This window comes from Oligoflexus sp., assembly GCF_035712445.1.
In the GTDB taxonomy this organism is placed as follows: domain Bacteria; phylum Bdellovibrionota_B; class Oligoflexia; order Oligoflexales; family Oligoflexaceae; genus Oligoflexus.
In genome coordinates this window covers 1-16,650 of record NZ_DASTAT010000097.1, presented here as the reverse complement: position 1 = coordinate 16,650, position 16,650 = coordinate 1, and the positions used below count along the sequence as shown (strand labels likewise).

14 protein-coding genes and 1 pseudogene are annotated in these 16,650 nt (G+C 55.1%); 9 read left to right on the top strand and 6 right to left on the bottom strand.

Annotated features, from left to right (window positions below; all coding sequences use genetic code 11):
- Nucleotides 1-120 precede the first annotated feature (120 nt).
- Together VFO10_RS21045 and VFO10_RS21040 are read left to right on the top strand one after the other, a co-directional pair.
- Complete coding sequence (locus tag VFO10_RS21045) at nucleotides 121-1,266, top strand: ABC transporter substrate-binding protein (RefSeq protein WP_325143897.1); 1,146 nt, start codon at nucleotides 121-123, stop codon at nucleotides 1,264-1,266.
- Nucleotides 1,259-2,614, top strand: a complete 1,356-nt coding sequence (locus VFO10_RS21040) for a class I SAM-dependent methyltransferase (RefSeq protein ID WP_325143895.1) — start codon at nucleotides 1,259-1,261, stop codon at nucleotides 2,612-2,614. The genes VFO10_RS21045 and VFO10_RS21040 overlap by 8 nt, the downstream gene beginning before the upstream one ends.
- Here VFO10_RS21040 and trmD read toward each other — a convergent pair.
- From trmD to rpsP, 3 genes are read right to left on the bottom strand one after another with little or no spacing between them, the layout of a single operon-like run.
- A complete protein-coding gene (gene trmD, locus VFO10_RS21035) occupies nucleotides 2,611-3,303 on the bottom strand; it encodes a tRNA (guanosine(37)-N1)-methyltransferase TrmD (protein WP_325143893.1) in 693 nt (230 codons plus the stop codon). The genes VFO10_RS21040 and trmD overlap by 4 nt on opposite strands.
- A complete protein-coding gene (gene rimM / locus VFO10_RS21030; protein ID WP_325143891.1) occupies nucleotides 3,300-3,830 on the bottom strand; it encodes a ribosome maturation factor RimM in 531 nt (176 codons plus the stop codon). Before rimM ends, trmD begins: the two co-directional genes overlap by 4 nt.
- 6 nt (nucleotides 3,831-3,836) lie before the next feature.
- On the bottom strand, nucleotides 3,837-4,106 hold the full coding sequence (rpsP, locus tag VFO10_RS21025) for a 30S ribosomal protein S16 (protein WP_325143889.1): 270 nt from the start codon (nucleotides 4,104-4,106) through the stop codon (nucleotides 3,837-3,839).
- A gap of 329 nt (nucleotides 4,107-4,435) precedes the next feature.
- Here rpsP and VFO10_RS21020 point away from each other — a divergent pair, with 329 nt between their 5' ends.
- From VFO10_RS21020 to pepN, 3 genes are all read left to right on the top strand, one after another.
- Nucleotides 4,436-5,455: an MBL fold metallo-hydrolase gene (locus tag VFO10_RS21020; RefSeq protein ID WP_325143887.1), complete on the top strand. Its 1,020-nt coding sequence runs from the start codon at nucleotides 4,436-4,438 to the stop codon at nucleotides 5,453-5,455.
- A gap of 158 nt (nucleotides 5,456-5,613) precedes the next feature.
- Nucleotides 5,614-7,020 (top strand): CFI-box-CTERM domain-containing protein, encoded by a 1,407-nt coding sequence (locus VFO10_RS21015; protein WP_325143885.1) that lies wholly within the window; start codon nucleotides 5,614-5,616, stop codon nucleotides 7,018-7,020.
- Between the two features lie 30 nt (nucleotides 7,021-7,050).
- Nucleotides 7,051-9,663, top strand: coding sequence for an aminopeptidase N (pepN, locus tag VFO10_RS21010; RefSeq protein ID WP_325143883.1), 2,613 nt, complete (start codon nucleotides 7,051-7,053; stop codon nucleotides 9,661-9,663).
- Between the two features lie 6 nt (nucleotides 9,664-9,669).
- Here pepN and VFO10_RS21005 read toward each other — a convergent pair whose 3' ends face one another.
- Entirely contained in the window at nucleotides 9,670-11,781 is a 2,112-nt protein-coding gene (locus tag VFO10_RS21005; RefSeq protein WP_325143881.1) for an ATP-binding protein, read from the bottom strand.
- A gap of 172 nt (nucleotides 11,782-11,953) precedes the next feature.
- Between VFO10_RS21005 and VFO10_RS21000 the strand changes: the two genes are divergently transcribed.
- The gene (locus VFO10_RS21000) at nucleotides 11,954-12,370 is read left to right on the top strand and encodes a hypothetical protein (protein WP_325143879.1); all 417 of its coding nucleotides are present in this window, start codon (nucleotides 11,954-11,956) and stop codon (nucleotides 12,368-12,370) included.
- Here the strand turns inward: VFO10_RS21000 and VFO10_RS20995 are convergent.
- On the bottom strand, nucleotides 12,363-13,346 hold the full coding sequence (locus VFO10_RS20995; RefSeq protein WP_325143877.1) for a YhdH/YhfP family quinone oxidoreductase: 984 nt from the start codon (nucleotides 13,344-13,346) through the stop codon (nucleotides 12,363-12,365). The two genes, VFO10_RS21000 and VFO10_RS20995, sit on opposite strands and share 8 nt — an antisense overlap.
- Nucleotides 13,347-13,403: 57 nt before the next feature.
- Nucleotides 13,404-14,642: a diaminopimelate decarboxylase gene (gene lysA, locus VFO10_RS20990; protein ID WP_325143875.1), complete on the bottom strand. Its 1,239-nt coding sequence runs from the start codon at nucleotides 14,640-14,642 to the stop codon at nucleotides 13,404-13,406.
- Between the two features lie 137 nt (nucleotides 14,643-14,779).
- Between lysA and VFO10_RS20985 the strand changes: the two genes are divergently transcribed.
- The 3 genes and pseudogenes from VFO10_RS20985 to VFO10_RS20975 all read left to right on the top strand — a co-directional run.
- Entirely contained in the window at nucleotides 14,780-15,403 is a 624-nt protein-coding gene (locus VFO10_RS20985) for an arylesterase (protein WP_325143874.1), read from the top strand.
- Between the two features lie 26 nt (nucleotides 15,404-15,429).
- Entirely contained in the window at nucleotides 15,430-16,098 is a 669-nt protein-coding gene (locus VFO10_RS20980) for an ABC transporter ATP-binding protein (protein ID WP_325143872.1), read from the top strand.
- A 13-nt stretch (nucleotides 16,099-16,111) separates the two neighbouring features.
- Nucleotides 16,112-16,650 (top strand): annotated as a pseudogene (locus tag VFO10_RS20975) (ABC transporter permease); the annotation flags it as partial.

Sequence of the window (16,650 nt, the reverse complement as noted above, 5' to 3'; positions counted from 1 at the left end):
CGTCCGTTTGACTTGATATAATCTCAGGATAAATTTGCAGCTTTTCCCGGCATGGGAATGCGGGTAGCCTTGGCAACTATACGCTGAGGCAAAGGTCACGTTGCCAGAAAAGGAAATTTTGTGAAAGCCTGGAATCCAACTCCGTTTGCGGTGATGCTGTTCGCTTTCATCGTCTCTCTTTCGTCGCCCGTTTTGTTCGCCAAACCCTCGAAGGACCATGTGCTGTATCGGATTGGTTTCATCCATCCCCGAAGCGGTCCCCTGGCCTCTTACGGTAATTCCCTTTCACAAGGGGTCAAGCTGGGCTTGACACAGTTTCGCAGCGAGAATCCGCAACTGGCCGATAAGGTCGCATTGATCGCCGCGGATGACCATGGCCTGGCATCGGAAGCGGAAAAGGCCGCCTTACGCCTTGTTCAGCAGCAAAAAGCTGACATTCTGATCGGCTCCTTGAGCAATGTCGCCAACCAAACCATAGCCGCAGTCAGCAGCAAGACCAATGTCGTCCTTCTCCTGCCCAGGGGAACGGAAGACGATCTCACGGCCTATCCTTACGTTTATTCCATGAGCGCGACGGACAAAAAACAGGGCCGCATCCTTTCGCAATTCGCTTTAAAATCCCTGCGACGCGACCGCGCGGCCGTCCTTATCGATTCCCGTTCCCCCGACAGCGAGGTGATTGGAAAAGCCTTTGCCGAAGCCTTCACGGAAAGTGGGGGACAGATGCTGGGCGAGTGGAGCGAAGGCAATGGCGAAAGCCTCCGCAGCGTGCTCACGAAAATCGCCAGCGCGCAGCCGAACATCGTGGTCTTTCCCGGCTACTATCAGGGCGTGGGACAGCTGCTTGTCGAGGCCCGCAAGGCCGGGGTCAAGGCCACGTTCCTGGGCAGTGACGGCTGGGATCATGAGGGGCTTTATAAGCAGGGCGACCTCGGCAGCCAGTATTATTTCTCGTACTTTCATACGAGCGATCCCCAGGCCGGCGTCCAAAGTTTTGTGACGGATTATGAAACCACCTATGGGCAAAAGCCGGATATCTTTGCCGCCCTCGGTTACGATGCGGTGCGCGCAGCCCTCCAGGCCTTCGTCGTTGCCAAATCCGCTCAAACGCAAAATCTTCAGAAGGCTTTTGAAGGAGCCCGTTTCCCGAGCATTTACGGTGCGGGCCACTTCAGCAAGGATCATGTGTTCCTGCGGCCCTACCCGATCATGATCACCACCGGAAACCAGGCGCGCCTCATGTCGAGGATCGTGGCCGATGAGTGAGCTGGCGGTCCAAGGCATCAACGCTGCGGTGAAGGGCATGTACGAGGCCTTTCCGTATCCGGACTACAGCCTTTTCATTCCGCTGCGGTGGCAGGAGGCGTATGCCAGTGGATCTCTTTTCGCTCAGGGTCTTGTGCGGCAGAAACTGGGTCACAATCTTTTAGGGGAAGGACGCAAAAGGATCCTGATCGCCGGCTGCGGTGATGTGCAGGCTGCGATTATCAGCCGCTGGGAGCCACGATCACATCGCATGGTAGGTGTGGATCTTTCGCGCCCCAGCCTCAGGAAGGCTAAACTCAGGGCCTTGATGATGCTAAGGCCCATGCGGCTACAGCAGCTGAATCTTGAAGATCCCCGCGTGGATCTTGGTGAGCCTTATGCTCACATTGATGCCTACGGTATGCTCCATCATCTGGCGAATCCTTCTGAGGGACTGCAAACACTCAGCCGCTGCCTGCTGCCCGGTGGCACCATGCGCATCATGGTTTATAACAGTCGCGCGCGGCAGTGGATGTTTCAGATTTCACGGGTTTTTGCGCTCCTTGGTTTGAAAGCTTATGATCGCGCGGATCTGCAGGAAAGCGTGAGGCTTTTGCAGAGCATGCAGCGGAATGTGCCAGCGCTTCAGGATAGGTTGGACGGCATGAAGGGCATCATTCAGGAACCAGCCCGACTGGTGGATGCATTTTTTCATGAGCGCGAAGCGAGGCTGGGTTTGAGCTACTGGCTGAAGGCCATTCACAAGGCAGGCTTGATCCCTCTGGGTTTGATGGATCGGTATGCAGAGCTGGATGATCTTGCCAATCCCCTGCTTCGCATGCCGGCAGACGATCTTCTGCAGGCTCGCATTGATGATCTTCGCTTTGAAAACAATCTTGAATTTTATCTTTATAAGGACGCCCCACCCCCTTTAAGCGCCGGGGTCCATGCCGCGCCTTTGAATCTGCGCCGCCGCCTGCCACCTCTGGCCTGGCAGCGTTATGCGGAGACGAAATCGCTGGGCATCGGTCAGCTCTGGCCGCTCTGGCAGGCGTTTTTATCTCGTACTTTCCAGGGTCAAAGTTCATTTTTAGACCGCTGGGCCCGACGCATCGAGCCTTTGGCCTTGCAAAGATTGAGTCGTCTTGGGGCTTTATTTCCCGATCAATTTCAAAGTCGCGAACTGCAAAAGCTTTTGCTCAATCCCATGCAAAGCACCATGGAGGCACCGCAGTGTCCCGGGGCCCGGTCGCTCACGGATGCCCCTGAGCTGCGCAAGCAGATGGAAGGCATTCTGCTGCGAAAAAAGCTGCCTTTAGCCCGTATGCAATGGATCGAGGAACGACTGAAGCGCGCGCAGAGCCTTTAAGGTTTGCGCGGCAGAAGAAGATCAGGGCGCAGGCGTCTGGTTTTTTCCAGAGCCTCCGCATCACGCCAGGCCTTTATTTTTTGATGATCACCGGAAAGAAGGACCTCAGGGACCTTGTGCCCTTCAAATTCCAAAGGCCTTGTATAGAGCGGATACTCCAAAAGATTGCGCATGCCGCTGCCAAAGGAATCATCGGGCGCGCTGCGTTCATTGCCCAAAACGCCCGGTATCTGCCGCAGAATGGAATCGGCGATCAGAAGCGTGGGAAGCTCCCCGCCTGAGACGACGAAATCACCGATGGACACTTCATCATCCACGAATTCATCGACGAATCTTTGGTCGATGCCCGCGAAACGTCCACAGATAAACGTAAGGTCTTCATCCAGAGCCGCATAACGCTCGGCATCCTTCTGCGTCCAAAGCCGACCGCTGGGACTTGTATAAATCACGCGACCCGGTCGCGGCAGGGCCCGGATCGCAGCGGCCAGAGGCTCCACGCGCATCACCATCCCATCACCGCCCCCGAAAGGACTGTCGTCGATCGACCCATGTTTATCCACGGCATAGCTTCGCAGATTGATGGCCGAAAGATTGATATCCAGGCGCGTTGCGGCCTTGAAAACGCCGAAGCGGAAATAGGCTTCCATGAATTGGGGATGAATGCTGATAAAGGACAGGCTGCGGCTCACGCTTTGGTCCAAGTCTCGGCGAATGTATCCGCCGGAACAGTCAGTCGCAAGTCCTGGGAATCACTGCGAAAATCCATATCAAAATAGGCGCTTACGAAGGGGACTTCAATCCACTGCCCATCATCCGCATCAATGCGCACGATATCGCTGGCTCCGAAGTTGCCGACCGCGGTGATGCGTCCCAGACGTTGACCTTCTGAATCGAGCACCGATTTGCCGACCAGATCGGACCAAAGATATTCGGATTCTTCCTGCAGGGGAACCAGGGCGCGGTCACACCAGATCGGCTGCATCTTCAGGGCCTCGGCGGCTTCCCGGCTGGTCAGCTCCCGGCATTGAATGACAGGGCGATCTCCGGACCGACGGGTTTCAGACACGGTCAAAACCCGCGCCTTGGCAGGATCGGGGCCCACGGCGATGCGAACCAAACCCTCGGGCAGATCCTCATCGCGTTGAGCAACGAAAAAAGCACCGCGGAGGCCTTGAGCCTTTCCCACGATGCCGATCTGAAGCCAGGTGTTCTTCACGAGAACTTAGGCTTGCTTATGAGTCTTGGCGCGCTCAAGAACGATTTTCTTTTGGCGCAGAATGGTGGCGACAGCTTCGGAAACGTTCGCTCCGCGGCCATACCAGTACGACAAACGCTCAGTGTTCACTTCCATGACGGAAGGATCGCGTGTTGGATCGTAGTAGCCCAATTTTTCGATGAAGCGACCATCGCGAGCATTGCGCGAATCAGTGGCAACGATATGGTAAAAGGGACGATGTTTGGCGCCGTGTCGCTGTAAACGTAAGGTCAGCATTCCTACTCCATTCTCCGATGAGCTTAATTCCTGCACAGGCCGATTGGAGACATCGAGCCGTGTCTTCGTTTAAGGAAACTTGCTATAACAAAGATCGGAGGGACTTTCCAGAGCAAATTTCCATGCTTCATGCCGCATGAACGCCAAAAAGGCATTTAGCTCGGTTTGCGCGTTCCTGAAAACCGTCCTTCACCCGGCTGGCCTGCCCCTGGAAACCGTCCTTCACCCGGCTGGCCTGCTCCTGGAAACCGTCAGAATTCCAACATATAGCACCTATCTGGCCATTTTGATAAGATGAACATCAGGAACCTTCATTGTCGGGGATATCCGTGAAGCTACGCATGTGGGGTACCCGCGGCTCTTTGCCGCGCGCGATTACCCATGACACTTTTGTGAATCTAGTGGACTCTTACGCCAAACGTGCGGAAAAGGCCGGTTTGAGCACCATCAGCGAATTCCGCAACGCTCTGCGTGATGGTGATCTGGGCCGGCCTTTGGTTTACGGCGGCAATACCTCGTGCAATGAAATCATCTTCAAGAACCATCGCTTCTTCGTCGACATGGGGACCGGCTTTGCCGATGCCTCGTCGGAAGTCATGGCCCAGGGCCGGACGGAATTCACCGTGTTTATGACCCATCTTCATTGGGATCACATCATGGGTCTGCCGTTCTTCGTGCCTATCTATATTCCCGGCACCAAACTGGTGATCTATCACGTGCATCCCCATGCGCCGGAATTCATCAAAATCCAGTTCAACGGCATCAATTTTCCCGTCAAATGGGAGGAATTAGGTGCGACCGTGGAATTCCGTAAGATCAAACTCTACGACAAGCTTCAATTCGACGATCTCACCGTCTCGCCTTTGGCGCTGGATCATCCCGGAGGCTCCTTTGGTTATCGCTTCGACGCGAGCGGCTGTTCCCTGCTGATCGGAGTCGACGGTGAATACAAGCGCATCACGCCTGAAGCGCTAGGCAAGGACCTTCCCTACTATCAGGACCTGGATCTTCTGGTTTTTGATGGTCAATATGAGATGGACGAGCTGGCCAGCCGCTACGATTGGGGGCACTGTTCGCCTCCGATTGGCGTGGATCTGGCTATGCGCGAGGGCATTCGCAATATCATCATGACCCATCATGATCCACGCGCCAGTGAAGCCAAAGAGGAGCGCATGCTGCAGCAGGCGATGAACCACTGCCAAAAGCAGCTGGAATTCCATAAGGACCTTTGGGTCAGCCTCGGCCAGCCGGAAGGACCTCGCATCCAACTGGCCTATGATGGTCTGGAGTTTGATCTGACCCGTCTGCCTCCACGGCATCAGCTGCCGAAGTACCGCAAAAACCCCTGATAGAAATGCGACACGCATCAAAATAAAGCTGATTTCCGCGCCGGGAATCAGCTTTCTGCTTTTTCGACTTGGGAGCCTTCCCTCCAAGCTTGACAGATGAAGGCCTTCCTGGAGATGATGCGTGGAGTCGGATTTCCCCTTCAACGAGAGATAATCACGTGTTTAGAAAATTCTTACTCTTCACCAGCTGCCTGCTGACTCTCGCGTCGCAGAACGGATACGCCGCGATCAGTCTCGACACGCCCAAAGCTGTTCTGCAGCGAGGCACCTATTCCAAAGTCACTCTTTCCTTCACACTCAGCAATATCTCGGCCCAGGAACTCGCCACCTATGAGATGGGCAAGGCGGAAACGGATGACGGAATCCGCTCGCTCACGCGTTATCTTGATATCTGCGTGAATACGGAACCTGGGAAAAAATGCAGTGAAGGCCCTTCGATAAAAAAGGCCCGCTATGCGACCAACTCGCAGTTCGATAAGACTCCCGAACTGGAATTCGACAATTCGCATACGATCAGCTTCGCCGTCGGCAGTCCTCGCTTCGAGATTCCCGCCGATGATCTGACCCAGACCTATCGCAACCTCTATGTCACGCTCGAAATCAACGCGAGCGGCACACCTTTTTCAACCAGCACCTACATCGCCATGCGGCTTCTTCCCGGCACCAGCACCAACACCAGCGATTACAAGGATGCTGAAGTCCAACCCAAGCTGGCCGTCGCGGCCAATGATGTCATTGACAGCTTCGCTGTGGTTCCTTCGAAAAATAGGCTGACTGCGACCTGGAATGAAGAGGAGCAGATCAACCTTGCGAACGGTGAGATGGCGACGCCCGATGGGGCGATTGCTTTTCAGGTGGAGCAGGATCAATGGGGCAAAGCTTTTATTCCGCTGCATACCTATAATGAAACGAGCCCCCAGTCCGAAATCACAATTCCTGATGCCTGCCAGGTCACGGCGAACGCGGAAACCAAGGCCTGCTCCGTGGATTGTCCAGGAGCGACCGGCGCCGACAATTATTACCTTAAAGTCGATGACCTGAAAGCGGCCAACATTCCCGTTATCACATCAGGCAATACAGGCAATCTCTCGATCACGGATCTCGACAATACCAAGGTCTATGCCGTGGTTCTGCAGAGTCAGCCGGATGGATTGAAACGCAGCTGCATCGTGGCCCAGCCCTCTGATGCTGTCACCCTGAGCGAGCTCGGCGGCGGCCCGGAACCGACCGTGAAAGATCCCCGCTGTTTCATAGCGACAGCTGCTTATGGTTCGCCTTTGGATCCGCATTTGAACACCCTGCGCTGGTTCCGCGACAATGTTCTGCTCGTCACCGAATTCGGTCACAAGCTGGTGCAGCTTTACTATGACGTCAGCCCGCCTTTGGCGGATTTCATTGCCGCGCGCCCGACTCTGCGCACGCTCACGCGCGGCGTCCTTTGGCTGCCGGTCATAGTCATTGAATTCTGGCGGGAACGTCCGTCGCTGCTTTTGACTCTTGCAGCGATGGGCTCGACCTTCATGCTCCTGTATCTTCGGCGGCGCTCCCTGCGGGCGTCTCTTTAATTCATATTCCTGGATGAATCGGAAAGCTCTATGAAAGCAGAAGCGCCACAAGCTGTACTATTGAAAGATTACACGCCACCCTCGTATTGGGTGAAGCGAGTGAAACTCACGATTGATTTGGATCCTGATAAGACTGTGGTGCGTTCCGCCATCCGTTATCAGCATAATCCAGGACAGCCCCGCTCGCTTCGTCTGGAAGGCTCGGAGTTGAAACTCCTCGAAGTCCGCCTCGACGAAAAACCGCTGGATTTAAAGGATCTGGACTATAGTCCGCAGCATCTGGAACTCAAAGCCCTTCCCGAGGACTTCGAACTCGAAGTCGTCACCGAGATCAATCCGCGCGCGAACCTCGCCTACGAAGGACTTTATCTCTCGCGCAATAATTACTACACCCAGTGCGAGCCCGAGGGCTTCCGTCGCATCACCTATTTCCTCGACCGTCCCGATGTGATGACCGAATATGAAACCACGCTGCGGGCCTCCAAGGAGCACTGCCCGGTGCTTCTGTCGAACGGCAATCTTATCGACCAGGGCCCCTTGCCGGACGGCCGGCATTATGCTGTGTGGCATGATCCCTTTCCCAAGCCCTGCTATCTCTTTGCGCTTGTGGCCGGCAAGCTGAGTCGTGCCAGCGATGTGTTCACCACGCACTCCGGCCGCAAAGTGGACATTCATCTTTACGTCGAGGACGTGAACCTTCCCAAAACGCCTTTTGCCGTGGATGCTATCAAGCGGGCCATGATCTGGGATGAAAAGGTCTACGGCCTTGAATATGACCTCGATCTTTTCATGGTGGTGGCCGTCAGTGACTTCAATATGGGCGCTATGGAAAACAAGGGTCTGAACATCTTCAACTCCAAATATATCCTGGCCAGCACCGAAACAGCGACGGATGAGGACTTTGAAAAAATTCTCGGCGTCGTGGGCCATGAATACTTCCATAACTGGACCGGCAACCGCGTGACCCTGCGCGATTGGTTTCAGTTGAGTCTTAAGGAAGGCCTGACTGTCTTCCGCGATCAGGAATTCTCGTCCGATGAGGGATCGCGGGCGGTGAAGCGCGTGACCGATGTGCGTCTGCTCCGCGAGCAGCAATTCCCCGAGGACAGCGGCCCCATGGCCCATCCCGTGCGGCCGGAAAGCTATATCGAGATCAATAACTTCTATACCGCGACCGTCTATCACAAAGGTGCGGAAGTCATTCGCATGCTGCATACCATCATCGGTCCGGAAACCTACCGGAAAACGATGGATCGGTATTTTGCGAAGTTCGATGGCCAGGCCGTGACCGTCGAGGATTTCCTGGCCGTTGTCGAGGAAGTGTCCGGACAGAGCATGAGTCAATTCAAACTCTGGTATCAGCAGGCTGGCACGCCCCAGGTGTCCGTGACGCGAAGCTACGATGCGGCCGCTCGCAGTTTGAAATTAAGCGTGCAGCAAAACCTGCCGACCACACCTGGTCAAACGTCGAAGCAGCCTCAGCTGATTCCTCTGCGCGTCGCTTTCCTGGGTGCCAATGGCAAAGCTTTGGAAACGACATGGCTTGGCAAAAAAGCCCATGAGCATCTTCTGCTTTTGGATCAAAGCAAGGCTGAATTCGTCTTCCAGGATGTGAATGAGCAGCCGATTCCATCCCTGCTGCGCGGTTTCTCGGCGCCGGTGATTTTGGATGCGCAGCTGACCCGCTCCGAACTTTATACGCTCCTGCGGGCCGATACGGATGCCTTCAATCGTTACGAAGCCGGACAAACCCTGGCCCTTCAAACGATACTGGGCAAGGCCAAAGGCACGCTTCAGGCTTTGGACAAGGAATATGTCGAAGCTTTCAAGGCTCTTTTGAATGATACAACAGTGGATCCGCGCCTCGTCGCGATGTCGATTCAGGCTCCGACCACCGATTACATCATCAATCGTGAAGACAACGCGGACATGGAGGCTATTTTCCAGGCCCGTTCGTGGCTCCTGCAGCAGCTGGCCGAGCAATGCAGCCAGGAGCTTCTGGCTGTCTATCAAAGAACGCGTGAAGTCGCCTATAAAACCGGCAAAGAGGCCATCGGCCGCCGCGATCTGAACAACGCCAGCCTCGCTTTGCTTGCGGCCCATCGGACCGATGCGACCCAGAATCTGATTCTGGAGCACTATAAAACCGCCACGAATATGACCGATAGTTTTGGGGCCCTGAGCGCCATCGTGCATCTCAAGACTCCGGCTCGCGAAGCCACGCTGCAGGACTTTTACAACCGCTGGAAAGACGATGCCCTGGTGATCGACAAGTGGTTTCAGGTGCAGTCCAGCTCGCAGCACCCTGATGTCCTTCAGCACGTGAAGGCCCTGCTCGCGCATCCGGACTTCGATCTGCACAATCCCAATCGCGTGTACTCGGTCTTCCGGCATTTCGCGAAGAGCAATCCCAACGGCTTCCATCACAAAAGCGGTGAAGGCTATGCGACCGTCGCCGATTACGTGCTGCGGATTGATGCCACCAATCCCCAGGTCGCCTCGGTCCTGGTCAATGCTTTGAGTCGTTTCCGGAAGTTTGATGCCACGCGTCAGGCCATGATCCGTAAGCAGCTCGAACGCATCGCGGCCAAGGAAGGTTTGTCCCGCGACGTCTTCGAGATCGTTTCGAAATCCCTGGCCTGAATCAGCTCACGCAACGGAGGGCGTATCCCGGATACGCCTTTCGAGTGAGGCGGGATCCAGGACGCTTTGGGGCAGCGTGATATGGAAGCGGAAGCTTGCGAAGTCCGTCTCGGCATCCAGGAATTCGATTCGGATGGTTCCACCGAAGCTCTTCAGATAAGTCTGCACCGCTTCCATCCCGACGCCCCGGCCCGAGATGCTATTGACCACTTTCCTGGTGGAAAAATCCGCTTTGAAAATCATAAGACTCAGCTGCTCCCGTGTCGGCGTTTCATGCGGACCCAGGAGGCCTTTCGCCACAGCCGTATCCTGGATGCCTTGAAGATTAAGACCCCGCCCATCGTCGCGAACATAAATATGCAGAGCATCCGCCTCATGCGCGGCCATGATGGAAATCAGGCCTTCCCGGCTCTTGCCCTTGGCGAGGCGTTCCGCTGGGTCCTCGATGCCATGATCAATGGCGTTGCGGATGATATGGGCAAAGACGGACTGCAGAAGGTCGTGGGCTTCCGGTAAAAACCCAAGATCGTCCCCTTGGATGTCGATGCGCGGCGCCGGCTTTTCAAGCTGCGCAGCCATCTCTCCAAGTGATCCCAGAAACGGAGCCAAGAGAGACGTTAGCGAGTGGAGAGACTTGCTCAGGATGAAATCATACATCTCCTGCACATGGACCACGAAGTCCTCGCCCGAAGTCAGCGCTGTTTTCAGGTTGTGAATGATCCAGTCAATCTCGGCATAAGTCAGCGACACATGCACTTCCGAATCCAGCGCCACTCCAAATTTATCTGTAAGAATCGTGGTATAATCCCTGAAAATCTCGTGCAGGGGCTGCAGCATAAGCTCCACCCGGCTTCGGGCAATGATCGCCTTTTCCTCCTTCAAAGGATTCATCTGATCCTCGGCCCCATGGCAAAGATTGGCCAGGGTCTCCAGGTGAAAGCTGCGGGCCAGCCCCTTGATCGTGTGAATTTCGCGAAAGATGAACCTTAGGGTTTCCGGCGCCACACGGTCCTGGTCCTGAAGCTCCAGGGCCGCATGATCAAGCAGCTTGCGAATGGACGTAAAGACGGTGACGACCTTGCTTTTATCAATGGCCACGATTTCCAGAATGAGTTTGAGTTCCTTTTTCTTTTCTTCATTCTGATGCATAAGGTTTCGAAACTCGGTCACATCGCGAAGAGAGACCAGGATCTTCTGAATCTGATTGCGATCGGTATCCACGATCACACTCCACTCCCATTCGAGGACGCTCGTCCCGCCCCCTGGTGTTTTGAACTGACATTCCTGTGGCAAAACATGGGAATTCAACGTGAACGCGATGGGATCGTCGCCGATGGACGCCACCACGGAATGGACCTGTGCCCTGTGATCATCGGACAAATCCGTGTGGCGCAGAATATCGTGAATCGTGTGCCCGGGAGGAATGCGATAGCCCACGATGTCTTCCAGAGCGTGGGAATACTGCGCTCCGACCTCGCCAGCCTGCGATTCAATGGTGAAAACGCCGAGCTGAATGTTTTCCATGATGGACGAGACGTCACGATTGATGGCTGCAATCCGATCCGCTGATGCTGCGAACTGAACCCGACTGGCTCTCAGCTTTTCTATCAGGGTCAGTCGAATGAAAAGGGCGTAGGTCGAGACGACAAATACGGTGGCGCAGGCCATGTAGAAGATGAGGAGTTCCTGCAAAGGCCGCAGGAAAAGAAGGGTCAAAAACAGAGCCGTGCTGACACCAATGTAGGTGAAAAGACCGGGAAGGGTTTCATAAAAAGGGACGGACACGCAGATCAGAACCATAATACCCATTTGATAGAATGGGTGAAAATCGTTCATGAGCGAAATCCATACGAGGTGGCCCGTCATGACCAGTATGGAAGCGTAAAGAAAAGGAATCAGATTGGACCGCTGAATTTTGAAAAACGTCAACGCAATGTTAAGCCCTGCCAACGCCGATATCATAAGACGGGGCCCGATGGGATCGTGCGATTCGGGCAGGATGTAGCGATAGATGAAGCTCCAAAGGGGATAGACAATACCGCCAATCAAGCATATAGAACGAATCAGAAACATTTGTTCCCGCTGCCGATCCTTGTCCAGTGCAGTTACGTAGCTCACGCTCACCCCCGCTGAAATGTACCTCATCCACTATACATAAACTACGGAGCGCCGCAAAGTTCAGGGTCGTCCTGCCCCTTGCTGCCGGACAGCAACAGAAGCTTTTTCACCTTGGCAGCCTTTATCACCATGCTATGATCCTTCCGTTTCACCCAAACCTGGAGTCCAAGGGATGTCCCATACGCTGCGCTTTCTTTCCGGTTTTTTCGCCTGCTGGCTGGTCGTGGGTTGTCAGCCCCTTTACAAGGCCGAGCGGAATTATGAAGTCTATGAGAAAGATACCGGGTTTTTTCAGCCCCTCCTGAATGATGAGGCGGGCGCATCCAAAATCGTTTTGGAAGATCAAAGCTATCCGATTGAATTGCAGCTTTATAAGGACGGGCGCTTTCACTATTACCTGAAACGCCTGGGGGATGGCTGGGGCACCTGGTCCTATAAAAAAGGCTACCTGCACCTTTATGCGGAACGCAAGCTCTTCGTCATGAACTTTGAAATTCACGGCATTCAGCAGGATGGGGACGCCCTGAGTCTTGAATTCTCAGATCGTTTCGGCCCCAAATTCCTGCGTCTGCAAAAATCCTTCAGGTAAGTTTCACGAGAGTTCGGCCGCTGGTCTTGCGTTCGAGCATTTCTTCCGCCGCCATGGTCACCGCATCCAGAGTGATCTCGCGGCTCACAAAAGCATCAAGCGACCTGGGCTTCCATTCGCCGGCCAGCTTTTTCCAAATCTCTTCCCGCAGGGGTCTTGGGCAATTCGTGGAACTGATTCCGAGTATGCTCACGCCCCTTAAAATAAAGGGCATGACGGTTGCCTGAAGAGTGTGGCCTCCGGCCAATCCCACCGAAGCCACGTTCCCCCAAAGGTTCACATGCCGCAGAATGCCTTCGAGCAAAGGCCCGCCGACGTTATCAATCGCTCCACCGAAACGCACGGTTTCCAGTGGTTTTTGACCCAACTCCAATTCCTCGGGACGCATCACACGGGCAGCGCCCAAAGCCCGCAGCGGTTCTTTCTGTTCATCCTTGCCGCTGACCGCGATGACTTCAAAACCGAGTTTTGCGAGCATGGCGACAGCCAAAGATCCCACGCCGCCGCTGGCACCCGTGACAACCATGGGGCCTTTATCGGGCGTCTGATCATTCCGCAGCAAACGATGCAGACAGATGCCGACCGTGAAACCAGCCGTTCCAAAGATCATCGCGTCCCGCGGGCTTAAACCCGGAGGCAGGGGAATCACCCATTCCGCAGGAACTTTTACATACTGAGCAAGCCCACCATCCTGATTTTCCCCAAGGCCGCAGCCTGTGACGAGCACCGGCATGCCCAAGGGATAACGCGGATCATCCGACTGCTTCACACGACCGGCGACATCGATGCCAGGATTGGATGGAAATTTTTTCAGAATTTTTCCGCGGCCGGTGATCGCGAGGGCATCCTTGTAGTTGATGCTCGACCACTCCGCTTCGATAAGGACATTGCCCGGCGCCAGTTGATCCCAGTCCATGGTCACCAGCTGACTTTGATTGACGCCGTCTTTAAGAACGCGCAACGCACGAAATGTCATGTTTCCTCCCTGCCCTGAAATAAGGACTGGTTGAGAATCACCAGTCCCAGGAAGCCCTTAAAGCTCCAGCTCCCAAAGGTCCTGCAGCGTCTCACGCCGCCGAATCACGCGATAATCCGCGCCATCCACCAGAACCTCAGGCGCGCGTGGACGGCTATTATAATTCGAAGCCATCGCCGCACCATAAGCACCCGAGCTGGCTAGATAGATAAGATCACCAGGCGCGCACGGCGGCAGCACGCGATCCTTGCCGAAGTAATCGCCGGTCTCGCAAATAGGACCGACGACGTCATAGGTCTCCGTGGGTCCACGCGATGCTTTCACAGCTTTGATTTCATGATACGAGTCATACATCGTCGGGCGCACCAGATCATTCATCGCGCCATCGACGATCAAAAAGTTTTTCTCGGGCGTGCGCTTGGTCAGCAGCACCGAACACAGAAGCACACCCGCATTCCCCACCACAACGCGTCCCGGCTCGATCAAAAGCTTAAGACCCGTGGGTTTCACAGCGCTTAAAATCGCCTGCGCATAGCTCTCCATGGTCGGCGGCACTTCCGACTTGTAACGAATGCCCACGCCGCCGCCAAGGTCGATGAATTCAAGCTGATGCCCCAGCTCACGCAAACCAGCGGCGAACTGAGTCATGCGCACGGCCGCTTCCGCAAGAGGTGCAACATCGACAATTTGGCTTCCTATGTGGCAGCCTACCCCGACCAAACGCAGCGACGGCAGCTGACGCACCCGCTCGGCCAAAGCCCGGGCTTCACTTTCAATCAGGCCGAATTTGGTGCTGAAGAGTCCGGTCGTGATCTTGGGATTGGTCTTGGCATCAATATTCGGATTCACCCGCAGGGACACAGGGGCGACCAGATTCCGCTCGGCCGCGAGCGTCGCGATCAATTCAAGCTCAGCCACAGACTCCACGTTGAACGCCAGTATTCCCGTTCGCAGCGCGGCAATGATCTCATCCGCGCGCTTGCCCACACCGGAATACACGATTTTCTTGGGATCCACTCCGGCGCGCAGGGCCCGCTCCATCTCGCCCTGCGAGACGATATCAGCGCCGAAGCCGGCCTTGAAGATCTCTTTTAATATCGAAAGGTTGCTGTTCGCTTTCACCGCATAGCAAGGCATCGTTGGATAGGTCGAAAAGGCAGAAAGGATAGCCTTGCATTGGTTCAGTATGCTGCTCTTGGAATAAACGTAGCAGGGTGTTCCCACTTCCTTGGCTATTGTGGACAAAGCCAGGTCCTCGCAATAGGCCTGGTCGTTTCGGTCGTGGAATGCTGACATTTCTCGTCTCCTGCAAAAGCACAAGGGGCTTGGGTTGCACGTCGCTTTCTGAAATCAATGATGGATCAGTATGCTGGCGTTGGTGATAATAGCGAGGGCCTTTGACAAGGTCAAAACGTTAATGCGGAGGGATGTTCATGCTGCTTCTTTTTCGAAGGTTGATGTTCGCTCTCGGCCTGGCTTTGGTCGCCATTGCCAGTCCTCTGGCGGCCAAACCTGTCATTCTATCGGTTGGCGATTCTTTGACCTTTGGCCTTGGGGTGCCCGCGGACAAAACCTGGCCCGCGCTTTTGGAGGCGAAACTCAAAGCCGATGGATATCCTGGGGTGAAAGTCATCAACGCGGGATCCAGCGGCGCGACCACAGCCTTCGGAGTTTCCACGCTGAAGTTCCACTTGAAGCGCGGCAAGCCCGATCTGATCATCTACGCCCTGGGCGCGAACGATGGCCTGCGGGGCATCGATCCCGCCACGACCCAGAAAAACCTGAGCACGGCCATGGAATTGATTCAGGCGCAGGGCGTGAAGGTCTTGCTCCTCGGCATGAAAGCGCCGCCGAACTACGGAGAGAAATTCCCGAAGGATTTCGAGTCGAGCTTTATCAAGGTGAAGGATAAATACAAACCGGCCTTCGTTCCTTTCTTTTTGGAAGGCGTCGCGGGCAAGGCGGAACTGAATCAGGCCGATGGCATTCACCCGAACGAAAAGGGTTATGAACAGGTCCTGGCCCTTATCTATCCCAAGGTCAAAGAACTTCTTTAACACTCACATGAAAAATAGGACCCTCTATGGCGTTGGTTGAAGTCAGGCAGGTATCGAAGCAATTTCAGCAGGGAGAAACGGTGATTCCCGTGCTGCGTGATCTCAGTTTCGGCGTTGAGGCCGGAGACACCGTGGCCATCGTCGGGCAATCCGGTTCCGGAAAATCCACGCTGCTGTCCATGCTCGCGGGTTTGGATCAACCCACGCAAGGCACCATCACCGTCGATGGTCAGGACCTCGGCCGCCTCACTCAAAATGAATTGACCCGCTTTCGGGGTCGCTCGATCGGGATTATCTTTCAGCAGTTTCATCTGATGCGGAGTCTCACGGCTCTGGAAAACGTGCTTTTGCCCCTTGATATCCTCGGACTTCCCAACGCCGAAGAAAGAGCGATGGATGCCCTCACCCTGATGGGACTCGGAGCCCGCGCCAAGCATCTGCCCCAGCAACTCAGCGGCGGGGAGTGCCAGCGGGTGGCGATCGCCCGTGCCTTTGTCGTGGAGCCACGCATTCTATTGGCGGATGAACCGAGCGGGAACCTCGATACCGCCACCGGGGACAAGGTGATGAATCTTCTCTTCGATGCCGTGGCGCAACGCGGCATGACCCTCATCCTCGTCACGCATGATATGCAGCTGGCGTCCCGCTGCAAAAAACGTCTGCCTCTGGTTCAGGGCCAACTGCAAACACCTTGAGCAAGGAACATCCATGCTGCTCCGTTACGCTTTCCGTGAACTGCGCAACAGCCCGCGTTTTTGCCTGCTGTTCTGTTTGAACATGACCCTGGGCCTGACCGGCTTCATCGCCCTTGATGCCATGAAGCGAAGCTTTGAAGACAAGCTGCAGTCGTCCGCTAAAAACATGATGGCTGCGGACCTGACAGTTTCCGCGCGGCGGGAATTGAAACCTGAGGAGAGTCAAAAGCTGAAGGAGGTCCTGCCTTCGGGAACACGGCAGCTCGAAATGCTGACGCTTTATTCGATGGTCACGAGTCCCAAGCGCAGCGTTCTCGTGGAACTCAAAGGCATCGATCAGGGTTTTCCTTTTTACGGGGAATTGACCCTGGAAAAGAAGGGTATTTATCAGGGCAGCCAGCCCCTTGATCTCCTTGCCGCGCCCAAGGTTTGGGTGGTGCCCGAGCTGTTGGTGCAGCTCGATGTCAAAGCCGGTGAGACGGTGCGCATCGGCAGTCTGGATTTCGTCATAGATGATGTCGTGCAGGATGATAGCTCCGCGGCCATGATCGG